The organism is Nonomuraea sp. MG754425, assembly GCF_021699195.1.
Lineage (GTDB): Bacteria > Actinomycetota > Actinomycetes > Streptosporangiales > Streptosporangiaceae > Nonomuraea.
Genome location: NZ_SSXE01000038.1, coordinates 43,620 through 56,344, shown reverse-complemented (window position 1 = coordinate 56,344; position 12,725 = coordinate 43,620). Strand labels below are relative to the sequence as shown.

Below are 12,725 nucleotides of genomic sequence, written 5' to 3'. Positions count from 1 at the left end.
CCCCCGCACCCGCACCCGCACCCGCACCCGCACCCGCACCCGCACCCGCACCCGCACCCGCACCCGCACCGATGATGGTCGCGCCGGTGGGCGGGGCGCTGATCGGTCCGGTGATCGGCCCGCTGGGCGGCCCGGTGGCCGTGCCACCCACGACCTCGCCACCCACCGCCTGACTCGCCGCTGTGCTCACCCGCTTGGCGACCGGCAGGTCCGCCGATGCGGCGGCCGGCATCGCGCCCGGCATCACCACCGACCCACCCGCCGCCGTCACGACCGGCACCACACCCGGCATCGCCACCGGCGCACCCGCCGGGGTCACGACCGGCGCCACACCCGGCATCGCCACCGGCGGTTCGGCCGGGGAGTCCTCGCCAGGTGGAGGGCTGCCCGCGTCGCCGCCCGGCACACCACCGCCCGCCGCGGCATCCCCGGCCGAACCGAGTCCGGCGGGCTCGCCCGGCGGGCCCGCGCCGGGAGCGTTCCCGGCCGCGGCCTCGATCCGCTCCTGGTCCGCGACCACGGGATCCGGCCGCCCGGCCGCCCCCGAAGCCCCCAGAGCTCCCGAAGCCCCCGAAGCGCGCTCAACCGGTAACGACACGTCGGCCATCGTCGTCCTCCCTGGTAGTTCGACGACCATGCGGCACCCCGCGCAGTCGTCGATGCGAATGGAACCCCCGTGCAGTTCGACGATCTCCTTCACGATGGCCAGCCCCAGCCCCGCGCCCCCGGAGTCGGCCGCGCGCCCGGCATCCAGCCGTGAGAAGCGCTCGAACACGCGTCCCCGGGCCGAGGGCGGGATGCCGGCCCCCTGGTCGGCGACGGTGATCCGGACCCCGGCCCCCTCCGCCGTACCGCTCAGGGCGACCACCCCGCCGGCCGGGCTGTGCCGTACCGCGTTGTCGAGGAGGTTCGCCAGCACCTGGGCCAGCAGGTCGGGGTCGGCGCGCAGGACCAGGTCGTCCAGGACGGACGGCCGGATCGTCACGTCCTCGCGGGACAGCGACGCCTCCAGCACCGCCTGCTCGATCAGCGGCGCCAGCTCGACGGCCTCCGCCTCGATCAGGCGCGCCCCGGAGTCGAGCCGCGACAGGTCCAGGAGCTGGGCGACGAGCCGGCCGAGCCGCTCGGTCTGGGCGAGCGCGGTGCGCATGGTGACGGGGTCGGGCGCGGAGACGCCGTCCACGACGTTCTCCAGGACCGCCCGCAGGCCGGTGATGGGGGTGCGCAGCTCGTGGCTGACGTTCGCGACCAGTTCGCGCCGCTGCCGGTCCACCTCGCCGAGATCGGCCGCCATCGCGTTGAACGCCCTGGCCAGTTCCCCCACCTCGTCCCGCGAGGTGGCTCCGACGCGCAGGGTGTAGCTGCCCTTGGCGATGGTCTGGGCGGCGCTGGCCATCTGGCGCAGCGGCTTGGTCATGCCCATGGCCAGCACCTGGACCATGATCAGGGCCAGGACCACCGCCACCGCGATGCGCACCTCGCGGGACAGGCCGGAGTTGAGGCCGACCTCGTTCACCACGAACGCGGTCCCCACGGCCAGCACGATCACGATGCCGAGCTTGACCTTGATCCGGCCGAGGAAGTCCAGGGGGTTCATCGCCGCACCAGGGCGTAGCCGACGCCGTGCACGGTGCGTACGACGTCGGGGCCCAGCTTGCGGCGTAAGGCGCGGACGTGGCTGTCCACGGTCCTGGTGGCCGCCGCCTCGGAGAAGCCCCAGACGTCCGACAGCAGCCGGTCGCGCTCGAAGACCTGCCCGGGACGCTCGGCCAGGCGGCGCAGCAGGTCGAACTCGGTCCTGGTGAGCTGCGCCTCGGCGCCGCGCACGAACACGCGGCGGGCGGCGGTGTCGATCTCGACCTCGCCCACCCTGATCACCGTGTCCTCGGCGGCGAGCTGGGCGGCCCGTTCCACCCGCCGCAGCAGCGCGTGGATCCTGGCCACCAGCTCGCGCATGCTGAACGGCTTGGCGAGGTAGTCGTCGGCCCCGACGCCGAGCCCGACGAGCACGTCCGTCTCCTCGCCGAGCGCGGTCAGCATGAGCACGGGCACCGGCCTGGCCGCCTGCATCCTGCGGCACACCTCCAGGCCGTCGAGACCGGGCAACAGCCGGTCGAGGAGCACCAGGTCCGGTTCCGCGCTGCCGTACTGGACGAGGGCGTCGTGCCCGTCGCCCGCCACCCTGACGTCGAAGCCCTCGGCCGCCAGCCGGTTCCGTACGGCCAGGGCGATCGTCACGTCGTCCTCGACCACAAGAATGCGTCGCTGCTCTGCCACGGACGAAAGCCTAGAAGCGCGCTGTGCAGACGACACTCCCAAATCGGTGCACAAACCGTGCAGACTTGGCGGGTGAACACCGCCGCATATCTCCGCCGTCTCGGCCTGCCCGAACGGCTGTCCGCTCCCATCGGTGCCGAGGCGCTGCGCGCGCTGCACACCGCACACGTCGAGAAGGTCGCGTACGAGGCGCTGGAGATCTGGCTCGGCCGTCCGACGACCGTCGATCCCGTCGAGTCCGCCGAGCGGATCATCGGGGGCCGGGGCGGCTACTGCTACCACCTCAACGGCGCCTTCTCCGAGCTGGCCGGGGCGCTCGGCTACGACGTGACCAGGCATGCAGGGGGCGTGCAGAACCGCGGCGAGCAGCCCGGCGTCACCGGCAACCACCTGGTGCTGACCGTGCGCGGCCTGCCGTCCGAGGCCAACCCGGGCGGCGAGTGGCTGGTGGACCTGGGGCTCGGCGACGGGCTGCACGAGCCGCTGCCGCTGGTCGCGGGCACGTACCGGCAGGGCCCTTTCACGTACGGGCTACGGCCGTCGGAGGTCGCGCCCGGCGGGTGGCGGTTCGAGCACGATCCGAGCGGTTCGTTCGAGGGCATGGACTTCGGCATGGAACCGGCGGACATCTCCGAGTTCGCCGGGATGCACCGGCGGCTGACCACGTCCCCGGAGTCGGGGTTCGTCCGGGTGGCCACGGTGCAGCGGCGGGACGCGTACGGGGTGGACACCCTGCGCGGGCTGGTCCTGACCCGCCTGGGCAACAACGCGCACTCGGTCACGCTGGGTTCGGCGCGCGACTACTACGCGGCGCTGGCGGACGTCTTCCTGCTGCCGCTCGACGACGTGAGCGCCGGGGAGAAGGACAAGCTCTGGCGCAGGCTGTCGGAGGCCCACGAGAGCTGGCTGGCGGGCGGGGCCGCGTGACGGGCGCGTGACGACCTCAGGCATGGACGAGAACAGGAAGCTGAACGGCCGCTACCGGCTGCTGAACCCCCTGGGCGCCGGTTCCGTGCGTCTGGCCTTCGACGAGGCCGAGCACCGCGACGTCGCGGTCAGGGAACTGCGGGTGCCTCCCGAACTGCGTGACGCCGCCCTGTTCGAGGCGCGCCGGGCGAGCGGGCTGCGGCACCCCTGCGTCGTGGGGGTGCTCGACGTGCTGATCGAGTACGGCGTGCCGTGGCTGGTCATGGAGTTCGTCTCCGGGGTGTCGCTGGAGCAGACCGTACGCTCGCGCGGCCCGCTGCCGGTGCCGCAGGCGGCCAGGGTCGGCGTCTGCCTGCTGTCGGCGCTGACCGAGGCGCACGGGACCGGCATCGTGCACGGGCGGGTGGATCCCGGCAACGTGCTGCTCACCTCGACCGGACGGGCGGTGCTCACCGGTTTCGGCTTCCCCAGCCTCAGCATGCTGCCCTCCGCCGACCTGTGGTCGCTGGCGGCCACGCTGCACTTCGCGGTGGAGGGCCGCCCGCCGGGGCAGGTCCCGGCCGAGGGGGCCGACCCGTTCCGGTCGCTGGTCAGGGCGATGCTGCATCCGGCCGGACCGCCGCCGCCGGAGGTCGTGGGCGAGACGCTCGACCGGCTGGCCGTGGACCGGCCGCTGGACGCGCTGGTCGCGGCGGCGGGCCCGCTGCCGCCCGCCCGGGTGGCGGCGATCGGGCTGGCGGTGCTCGACCGGCTGGCGGAGCGGGACGACTTCCACGGCGGGGTGCAGCCGGGCAACGTGCTCATCGACGACTCGGGACGGGCCCGGCTGACGCCGCTGCCGAGGTCGGGCACGCTCCCGGCCTACACGGCTCCGGAGGGCGCGCCGACGCGGGCGGCGGATCTGTGGTCGCTCGGGGCCACCCTCTTCCTGGCCTCCGAGGGCCGGCGGCCGGCGCGCGGCGTGTCGCCGGTCAAGGCGGGGGTGCTGGCCCCGGTGCTGCTGCGGCTGCTGTCGGACGACCCGCTGGACCGTCCCACCCTGGATGAGCTGCGCCGGGAGTTGCTCGCGGTCGCCGGTGAACGAGAGTGACGACTCGTACAACAATTGCGATACATCGCGTATGGAACCTCAGCGGTGGGTCCACTCGTTGGAGAGGGGACGCAGAATGTGGGAGAGGCGGGGCGCGCGCTCCGCGTTCGGAGGAAGTTGAGGATGTCTCCAGTACAGAAGTACGCCATCGGCGCGGGTGTCGCGGTCCTGTTCTCGCTGTTCTTCTTGCCCGGTTGGGTCACGCTGCTGGTCGTCCTCGGCGTGGTGGCCGCGCCGGTGGTCGGTTACCTGATGCTCGACCCGTCGCAGCGCGAGAGGCTGAAGAGGGTGCGCAGGCGCGGCATCGGAAACTGACCCGCCCCGGCGGCGGGGGCCTCAGGCCTCCGCCGCGGCCAGCGCCGTCCGCACGCGCTGGGTCACCCTGCGCTCGACGTAGAACGACAGGAACGGCACCGTGCCGCCGAGCATGATGCCCGCCATGTACGGCCACGACCAGCGGCCCTTCATGCCCAGGTTCATGACGGCGATCAGGTAGATCATGTAGAGCCCGCCGTGGATGGGGGCGATCGTCTGCGACAGCGACGGCTCGCCGAAGCCGTAGCGCAGCACCATGCCCACGCAGAGCACGAGCAGCATGACCCCGACCACGTACGCGAGTGCCCGGAAGGGCTTGAGAGCCGTTTCCACCGTTAACCTTCCAGAACCATCTCAGGGGACGACTTGCCGCGGTCCCGGTCGCTTCGCACGGCGTCGCGGACGAAGTGGAACCACATGAAGACGGCGAATCCAGCGAAGATCCACCAGTTGGCGGCATATGCCAGGTTACGCCACGTCAGCGTGCCGCCGACCACCGGCGCAGCCACCTTGACCTGCGCCAACGTGCCCGAGACCGGCTGCGCGACGACGTAGCCGGCCCGCACCTGCTGCCCGGTCCACAGGTTGACCAGCTCGCCCGTGGACACCGTCTGGACCTGACCGGCGGGCAGCCCCTCCGCGCGCCGCTGCACGCTGTCGGTGCCCTGCTGCGGGCGCAGCCGCCCGGACACGGCGACCCGGCCCTGCGGCACGGCCGCCACGGCGGGGTCGTCGGGCTTGGCCGCCCAGCCGCGCACCACCGGCATCAGCGTGCCGTCGTCGAGCCTGATCGGCGTGAGCACCCAGTAGCCCTGGTCGCGCGAGACGTTGCCGCCCGGCGCGTCGACGTCGGCCCGCCGGTCGGCGACGAGGAGCTGCCGGTCGGCCTCGTAGACGCCTTCGGCGGTGACCTTGCGGCCCACCAGGTCGCCGGTGAGCTGGACACCGGTCCGGGCGAGCGTGGCGACCGCGACGGGCTCGGGGTCGGTGGCGACGAGCGGCTTTCCCGAGTCCTGGAAGACCCCGAGCTGCCAGCGTCCGAGCAGGATGAAAGAGACGAGGACCCCGATCGTGAGCAGGTGCAGCCCCATCAGGCGCGGTGAGAACAGGGTCCTGAGCATGCTTCAAAGCTATCCGGCGGGTGGGGCGGTCCCCTAATCAGCCCATCGCTACGGATACCACCAAAAGGCGCAAACCTCGCAGGCCCCCGCGCTAGGCTACCGCCCATGGCTGACCAGCACATTGACCCGGCGGGCAACACCCAGGCTTTCCGCGCGTTCGCCAAGGCGCGGGAGCAGGAGGCTGTGACCAAGCCGAAGAAGTCGCCCCTCGTGCCCATCATCGCGGTCGTCGTCGCCGTCGTGATCGTCGGCGTGGCCGCCTTCCTGCTGCTCCGGTAGCACGACCGGCCGTCTCACCCGCCGCGGGGACGTGGCGGGTTCTTGTCGTTCCCGGACGGCGGCACACTGGACCCGAGCAGCGGCGCTGACTACATTGGACGAATAGTCCAATAAGCGGGAGGGACCAGTGGACGAGCCGGGGATCGTGATCGTCGGGTCCGGATTCGCCGGGATCTGCATGGGCATCAGGCTCAAGCAGGCCGGTCACCACGACTTCGTCATCCTGGAGAAGGCCGCCGAACTGGGCGGCACCTGGCGGGACAACACCTATCCCGGCTGCGCGTGCGACGTGCCGTCGCACATGTACTCGTACTCGTTCGAGCTGAACCCGGACTGGTCGCGGATGTTCGCGCCGCAGGAGGAGATCCAGAACTACCTGCGCGCCTGTGCCGCCGACCACGGCGTCCTCCCGCACATCCGGTACGGCAAGCGCGTCGTCTCGATGGAGTACGACGACGCCGCCCGCTGCTGGACGGTCACCACGGAGGACGGCGACACCCTGCGCCCGAAGGCGGTCGTCTCCGCCGTCGGAGCCCTCCACATCCCGAAATTTCCGGAAATTGCGGGGCGGGGGTCGTTCGCCGGCCCCGCCTTCCACTCCGCCGCATGGGACCACTCGGCCGACCTCACCGGCAAGCGCGTGGCCGTCGTCGGCACCGGCGCCTCGGCCGTCCAGTTCGTCCCCCAGCTCGCCCGCACCGCCCGCCACGTGACCGTCTTCCAGCGCACCGCCCCCTGGCTGCACCCCAAGCCGGACTTCGCCTTCTCCCCCGCCGCCCGCCGGCTCCTGCGCCTGCCCGGCGCGGCCAGGGCCCTGCGCGCCGGCATCTACTGGGCGCTGGAGAGCAGAGCGCTGGGCTTCGCGGTGGACCCGCGGCTGATGAAGGGCCACGAGCGGCTCGCGCTCCGGCACCTGCGCGCCCAGGTCCCCGACCCCGAACTGCGCCGGGCGCTCACCCCCGACTACCTCATCGGCTGCAAGCGCATCCTCGTCTCCAGCGACTACTATCCGGCCCTGACCAGGGAGAACGTCTCACTCGTCACCGACGGGATCACCGAGATCCGCCCCCACTCGCTCATCGACGCCGCCGGCCACGAGCACGAGACCGACGCGATCGTCTACGGCACCGGCTTCAAGGTGGTGGACGCGCTCACCGAACAGCGCATCATCGGCCGCGACGGCCTGAAGATCCAGGACGCCTGGCGGGACGGCGTCGAGGCGTACTACGGCATCACGACCTCCGGCTTCCCCAACCTGTTCTTCCTGCTCGGCCCCAACACCGGCCTCGGGCACAACTCGGTCGTCTTCATGATCGAGTCGCAGGTCCGCTACGTCATCGAGTGCCTGCGCCTGCTCTCCCGTACCCAGGCCAGGGCCGTGGACGTGCGGCCGCAGGCGCAGCGGGCCTTCAACGAGCGGCTGCGCGCCCGCCTCGACCCCCTGGTCTGGAACGCGGGCGGCTGCCACTCCTGGTATCTGGACGAGCACGGAGTGAACCGGACGATCTGGCCGGGCTTCACCTTCGAGTACTGGGCGCGTACGAAGAGGGTGAAACCCGGCGCCTACCGGCTCATCTACTAGGGAGGACCACCATCGCGCTGCCGCCGCCGCGGCGGGTCGGCTCGGCCACGGCCTGCACCCGTCCCCTGCCGAGGAACTCCAGCGCCGTGGCGGCGCCGATCTCCGGGGTGGCCGCGAAGGCGTGCCCCTTGGCCTCAAGCTCGGCCTGGTGCGCGGCCAGGAACGCCGGCTCGGCCTGCGTCTGCGCGGTGTTGCGCTGCGAGGCGCGCGGCGCGGCCAGCGCCTCGGGCAGGCCCATGCCGAGCTCGTAGCGGTTGAGCAGGATCTGCAGCACGGTCGTGATGATCGTGGCGCCGCCGGGCGAACCGGCCGCCAGCACCGGCTTGCCGCCGTCGAACACCAGCGTCGGCGCCATCGACGAGCGCGGGCGCTTGCCGGGGCCCGGCAGGTTCGGGTCGCCGGGGGCCGGGCCGAAGGTGAAGTCGGTCAGCTCGTTGTTGAGCAGCACGCCCCTGCCCGGCACCACGATGCCGTTGCCGCCGGTGGACTCGATGGTCAGGTTGTAGGCCAGCACGTTGCCCCAGCGGTCGGCCACGACCATGTGCGTGGTCTCGGGACCCTCCTGGGCGACCGGGGTGGAGCTGCCGGTGGGCCGGGCGCAGGTCTCGTACGAGCCGTCGGGCTCGCCCGGCGCGGCCGGGTGGGCCATCACCGTGTCGCCGATCAGGCAGGCCCGCTCCTTGGCGAAGCCGTCGGACAGCAGCTCCTTGAGCGGCACGCCGGGCAGGTCGCCGACGTACTTGCCGCGGTCGGCGAAGGCCAGCCTGGACGCCTCCAGGTACTCGTGCAAACCGGCCTTGGGCAGCGCCTCCAGGATGTTGAGCGCCTCGCCCACGGTCGAGCCGCCCGAGGAGGGCGGGGCCATGCCGTACACGTCCATGCCCTTGTAGGAGACCTTGGTGGGCTCGCGCAGGATCGCGCGGTAGGCCCGCAGGTCGGACAGCTCCATCAGGCCGGGACGGACGTTGCGGGTGCTGCCGGGGGTGACCGGCGGGCTCTTGACGGTGGCCACGACCTCCTTGCCGAGCTGGCCGCCGTACAGCCAGTCGGGGCCGCGTCTGCCCAGCTCGCGGTAGGTGGCGGCGAGCTCGGGGTTCTTGAACACGGAGCCGACGGGCGGCGGCGCGCCGTTCGGGAGGTAGAGCTTGGCGGTGGAGGCGATGTCCTTGAAGCGGGCGGTGTTGGAGGCGGTCTGGTCGTAGAAGGTCTGGTCCACGACGAAGCCCTTGGCGGCCACCTCGATCGCCGGCTGGAGCGCCTGCTTGAGCGAGAGCGTGCCGAACCGGCGCAGGGCCAGGTCCCAGTTCGCGACCGTGCCGGGGATGCCGGCCGACAGGCCGCTCGTGACGCCCTCCTCGAACGGGATGCCCTCCAGCGAGGTGGCCGTCATGGCCTGGGGCGCGGTCTCGCGGCCGTCGATCGTGAACACCTTACGCTGCCTGGCGTCGTAGTAGACCATGAAGCCGCCGCCGGCCAGGCCCGCCGAGTACGGCTCCGTGACGCCCAGCACCGCGCCGGCGGCGACGGCCGCGTCCACGGCGTTGCCGCCCTTCCTGAGCACGGAGACGGCGGCCTTGCTGGCGTCGAGGTCCACGGTGGCGACGGCGCCACCGTACCCCTCTGCGACGGGGACTTTCTGCTGTCCTGGCTGTTGGGGGTGGTGCTGGGGGTGCTGGTCGTGTGCGAGCGCGGCGGGCGCGGGCACGAGGGAGACAAGGACTGCTGCTGCGGAAACGATCACACGGCGCATGGGTACACGATGGACCAGGTACGCCCGTCGCGGTAGGGCCCCCTCACACGCTGGGATGATGCGCTGGTCAGAGGGGTCCTCTAGCGTGGGTGGCGTGCGCGGGAAACTTGGTTTCGACCCCTACCTCGCCCTGATCGTCGCGGTCGCCCAGATGGTGATCGGCAGGGGCGCGTCCTGGGGGCAGCGGCTGCTCAGGGAGCCGCTCGACCCCTACGCGTACGCGTTGCTGCTGGTGGGGCCCCTCGCGGTGCTGCTGCACCGCCGCTTCCCGCTGCTCAGCACCGCCGCCGCGCTGGCCGCCTGCGACCTGTTCCTCATCGGCGGGTACGCCTACGGCCCCAGCTTCATCAGCCCGGCCGTGCTGCTGGTGCTGCTGGTGCTGCGCGGCAGGAGGCTGATGGCCTGGGTGATGGCCGCGATGACGCTGCTGTCGTTCCTGAGCTACGCCTGGATGGTCGGCAACACCGACCTGTTCCACAGCGTGTGGATCCTGACCTCCATCATGCTGCTCATGGTCGTGGCCGAACTGGTCCGGACCGTCAGGGAGCGCCGGGCCGAGCGCGAGCGCACCGCCGAGGAGGAGGCCAGGCGGCAGGCCAGCGAGGAGCGGCTGACCATGGCGCAGGAACTGCACGACGTGCTGGCGCACAACATCTCGCTCATCCACGTGCAGGCCAGCACCGCCCTGCACCTCATCGACGCCAACCCCGAGCAGGCCCGTACCGCGCTGGCCACGATCAAGACGGCCTCCAAGGAGGTGCTCGGCGAGATGCGCTCGGTGCTGAACGTCCTGCGCGAGGGCGCGCCCCGCTCCCCCACGGCCGGGCTCGACCGGCTCGACGAGCTGATCGAGCGCTCGGGGCAGCAGGTGTCGGTCAGGCGCGTCGGCTCCCGGCCGCTGCCCTCACAGGTGGAGCGGGCGGCGTACCGGATCGTGCAGGAGTCGCTCACGAACGCCGCCAGGCACGCGCCGGGGGCCGAGGTGAACGTCCGCCTGGAGTACGGCGAGAGCGAGCTGACCGTGCGCGTCGCCGACACCGGCTCCGCCACCCCTGGCGCGCTGTCCGAGTCGGGCAGCGGCAACGGCATCCCCGGCATGCGCGAGCGGGCCTCCGCGCTTGGCGGCACGCTGGTCGCCGGCCCGTCCGGCGCCGGTTTCGAGGTCGAGGCCCGGCTGCCACTACCCGAGGAGACGTCATGATCAAGGTTCTGCTGGCCGACGACCAGGCGCTGGTCCGCGCGGGCTTCAAGGCGCTGCTCGACGCCCAGCCGGACATGACCGTGGTGGCCGAGGCGTCCGACGGCGCGGAGGCGGTCCGGCTGGCGGGCCGGCACCACCCCGACGTCGTGCTCATGGACATCCGCATGCCGGGCACCGACGGGCTGACCGCCACCCGCCAGATGCCGCCGGGGCCGCACATCATCATCCTGACGACGTTCGAGCTGGACGAGTACGTCTTCGAGGCGCTGCGCGGCGGGGCCAGCGGCTTCCTGGTCAAGGACACCGAGCCGGCCGAGCTGATCCAGGCGGTGCGGGTGGTGGCGGCGGGGGAGGCACTGCTGTCGCCCAGCGTGACGCGCCGGCTCATCGCCGAGTACGCCTCCCGCGCCAAGGAGCCCGTCACCGCCGACGGCCTCGACCAGCTCACCGACCGCGAGCGCGAGGTGCTCGCCCTGGTCGGCACCGGCATGACGAACGACGAGATCGCGGCCAAGCTGTTCATGTCCCCGGCGACGGCGAAGACGCACGTCAGCCGGGCCATGATGAAGCTGCACGCCCGCGACCGGGCTCAGCTCGTCGTCATCGCCTACGAGTCGGGGCTGGTCAAGCCGGGCTGGTTGTGACGGACGCGCCGAACCACTCCTGCGCCGCCCCGGCGAGCCCGTCCGTGCCCGCCCAGGCCACGTAGCCGTCGGGGCGGATCAGCAGCGTGTCGGCGGGCGGGTGGTCGCAGCGGGCGCGGACCACGTCGATCCAGCCCCCGTCCGGCCGGCCCCCGTCCGGCTCCGGCGGTTCCGCGCCGCCGCCCAGGTCGAGCAGCACCGGACGGCCGGCACGCAGCAGCTCCGCCACCCGGCCGCCGTCCGCGAGCTCCAGGCCGTCCAGGTCGGGCACGAAGCGGCCGGTCAGCGGGTGCTCGGGCGAGCCGTACGGGAGGCCGGCGTCGCGCAGCAGCCCGGCCAGGTGCCGGGCCGGCTCGGCGAAGGCGAACACCTCGCCGAGCAGTTCGCGCAGCGCCAGGCCGTCCTCCTCCTCCACGCGGTCGATCGCGGCCTGCGCGCGGGCCTGCATGAGCGTGCGCTCGCCGATCGGCCGGCGTTCGGACTCGTAGGTGTCGAGCAGCGCCTCCGGCACCCGCTCCCGCAGCACGGCGGCCAGCTTCCAGGCCAGGTTGACCGCGTCCGTCATCCCGGTGTTGAGCGCCGAACCGCCGGCGGGGAACAGGTGGGCGGCGTCGCCCGCGACGAACACCCGCCCGGCGCGGTACCGGTCGGCCAGCCGGGCCTGGGCGCGCGTGCTCGACAGCCAGATCGGCTCGCCGAGCGGCAGGTCCCGGCCCAGCACGCGGCGTAGCGCCGCGCGGAAGTCGTCCGGGGTGATGGTGCCGTCGGGCAGCACGGCCGGTTCCCGGACGCCGGCGATGAGCACGCCGTCCTGGAGCGAGGTGAGCAGCACGCGGCCGTGCGGGGTGCGGGTCCAGCCCGGCTGGAGGCCGTCCGCCTCAAGGGAGTCGAAGACCCCGGCCGTGGTCCTGAAGTGGCCGATCACCAGCCCTTCCGCGTCGGTGCTGCCGGGGAAGGCGATGCCGGCCTGCTCGCGTACGAGGCTGTGCGCGCCGTCGCAGCCGACCGCGTACCTGGCGCGGATCCGCTCGTCCCCGAGGTCGAGCGTCACTCCGTCCGCGTCCTGGGTGAGCGAGCGCACCTCGCGCCCGCGCCTGATCTCGACGCCGAGCTCGCCCGCCCGCTCGGCCAGCAGTTGCTCCAGCCGGGGCTGCTGGACGAGCAGCAGGCGCGGCACCGGGCCGTCGATCCCCTCGAAGCTCAGCGGCACGCCCGCGAACGGGAAACCGGGCGCCCGCCCCGAGAACGGGCTGCCGGCGCTGAAGCGCTCCAGCAGCCCCCGGTGGTCCAGCAGTTCGACGATCTGCCCGACCAGCCCGTTGGCCTTGGGCAGTGTGCTCGGCTCTGTCCGCTTCTCCAGCACGACGGGGCGTACGCCGCCCAGGCTCAGCTCGCACGCGAGCATCAGCCCGACGGGGCCGCCTCCTACGATCACGACTTCTTCCATGCCTGTCAGGCTAGATTGACAAAATCGGCCTTGTCAACCTAGCCTGACAGGGTGGACATCACAGAGCTGAGCGAGCGGATCAGGGCCAACGA

At 72.5% G+C, this 12,725-nt stretch carries 13 protein-coding genes; 7 read left to right on the top strand and 6 right to left on the bottom strand.

Annotated elements, in window-relative coordinates; all coding sequences use genetic code 11:
* Both FAF44_RS54675 and FAF44_RS16040 read right to left on the bottom strand, forming a co-directional pair.
* Positions 1 to 1,597 (bottom strand): cell wall metabolism sensor histidine kinase WalK (locus tag FAF44_RS54675; protein WP_272894581.1); only part of this gene is annotated, 1,597 nt, incomplete at its 3' end.
* Positions 1,594 to 2,277: a response regulator transcription factor gene (locus FAF44_RS16040; protein ID WP_237103957.1), complete on the bottom strand. Its 684-nt coding sequence runs from the start codon at positions 2,275 to 2,277 to the stop codon at positions 1,594 to 1,596. The genes FAF44_RS16040 and FAF44_RS54675, both read right to left, overlap by 4 nt.
* Positions 2,278 to 2,349: 72 nt before the next feature.
* On the opposite strand from FAF44_RS16040, the gene FAF44_RS16035 reads away from it, so the two are divergent.
* From FAF44_RS16035 to FAF44_RS16025, 3 genes are all read left to right on the top strand, one after another.
* Positions 2,350 to 3,204, top strand: a complete 855-nt coding sequence (locus tag FAF44_RS16035; protein WP_237103956.1) for an arylamine N-acetyltransferase — start codon at positions 2,350 to 2,352, stop codon at positions 3,202 to 3,204.
* A 22-nt stretch (positions 3,205 to 3,226) separates the two neighbouring features.
* Positions 3,227 to 4,294, top strand: a complete 1,068-nt coding sequence (locus tag FAF44_RS16030; protein WP_237103955.1) for a protein kinase — start codon at positions 3,227 to 3,229, stop codon at positions 4,292 to 4,294.
* Positions 4,295 to 4,417: 123 nt separating this feature from the next.
* Positions 4,418 to 4,609, top strand: a complete 192-nt coding sequence (locus FAF44_RS16025; protein ID WP_237103954.1) for a hypothetical protein — start codon at positions 4,418 to 4,420, stop codon at positions 4,607 to 4,609.
* Between the two features lie 21 nt (positions 4,610 to 4,630).
* Here the strand turns inward: FAF44_RS16025 and FAF44_RS16020 are convergent, their stop codons facing one another.
* Together FAF44_RS16020 and FAF44_RS16015 are read right to left on the bottom strand one after the other, a co-directional pair.
* Positions 4,631 to 4,942, bottom strand: coding sequence for a DUF3817 domain-containing protein (locus FAF44_RS16020; RefSeq protein ID WP_237103953.1), 312 nt, complete (start codon positions 4,940 to 4,942; stop codon positions 4,631 to 4,633).
* A gap of 2 nt (positions 4,943 to 4,944) precedes the next feature.
* Positions 4,945 to 5,730 (bottom strand): SURF1 family protein, encoded by a 786-nt coding sequence (locus FAF44_RS16015; protein ID WP_237103952.1) that lies wholly within the window; start codon positions 5,728 to 5,730, stop codon positions 4,945 to 4,947.
* 105 nt (positions 5,731 to 5,835) lie between these two features.
* On the opposite strand from FAF44_RS16015, the gene FAF44_RS16010 reads away from it, so the two are divergent.
* Together FAF44_RS16010 and FAF44_RS16005 are read left to right on the top strand one after the other, a co-directional pair.
* On the top strand, positions 5,836 to 6,009 hold the full coding sequence (locus tag FAF44_RS16010) for a hypothetical protein (RefSeq protein WP_237103951.1): 174 nt from the start codon (positions 5,836 to 5,838) through the stop codon (positions 6,007 to 6,009).
* A 127-nt stretch (positions 6,010 to 6,136) separates the two neighbouring features.
* Positions 6,137 to 7,591: an NAD(P)/FAD-dependent oxidoreductase gene (locus FAF44_RS16005; protein ID WP_237103950.1), complete on the top strand. Its 1,455-nt coding sequence runs from the start codon at positions 6,137 to 6,139 to the stop codon at positions 7,589 to 7,591.
* Here the strand turns inward: FAF44_RS16005 and FAF44_RS16000 are convergent.
* On the bottom strand, positions 7,581 to 9,341 hold the full coding sequence (locus tag FAF44_RS16000) for a gamma-glutamyltransferase family protein (RefSeq protein ID WP_237103949.1): 1,761 nt from the start codon (positions 9,339 to 9,341) through the stop codon (positions 7,581 to 7,583). The two genes, FAF44_RS16005 and FAF44_RS16000, sit on opposite strands and share 11 nt — an antisense overlap.
* Positions 9,342 to 9,435: 94 nt before the next feature.
* On the opposite strand from FAF44_RS16000, the gene FAF44_RS15995 reads away from it, so the two are divergent.
* Entirely contained in the window at positions 9,436 to 10,542 is a 1,107-nt protein-coding gene (locus FAF44_RS15995; protein WP_237103948.1) for a sensor histidine kinase, read from the top strand.
* A complete protein-coding gene (locus FAF44_RS15990) occupies positions 10,539 to 11,186 on the top strand; it encodes a response regulator transcription factor (protein ID WP_237103947.1) in 648 nt (215 codons plus the stop codon). The genes FAF44_RS15995 and FAF44_RS15990 overlap by 4 nt, the downstream gene beginning before the upstream one ends.
* On the opposite strand, the gene FAF44_RS15985 is transcribed toward FAF44_RS15990, so the two are convergent.
* Complete coding sequence (locus FAF44_RS15985) at positions 11,167 to 12,633, bottom strand: FAD-dependent monooxygenase (protein WP_237103946.1); 1,467 nt, start codon at positions 12,631 to 12,633, stop codon at positions 11,167 to 11,169. The genes FAF44_RS15990 and FAF44_RS15985 overlap by 20 nt on opposite strands.
* Positions 12,634 to 12,725 lie beyond the last annotated feature (92 nt).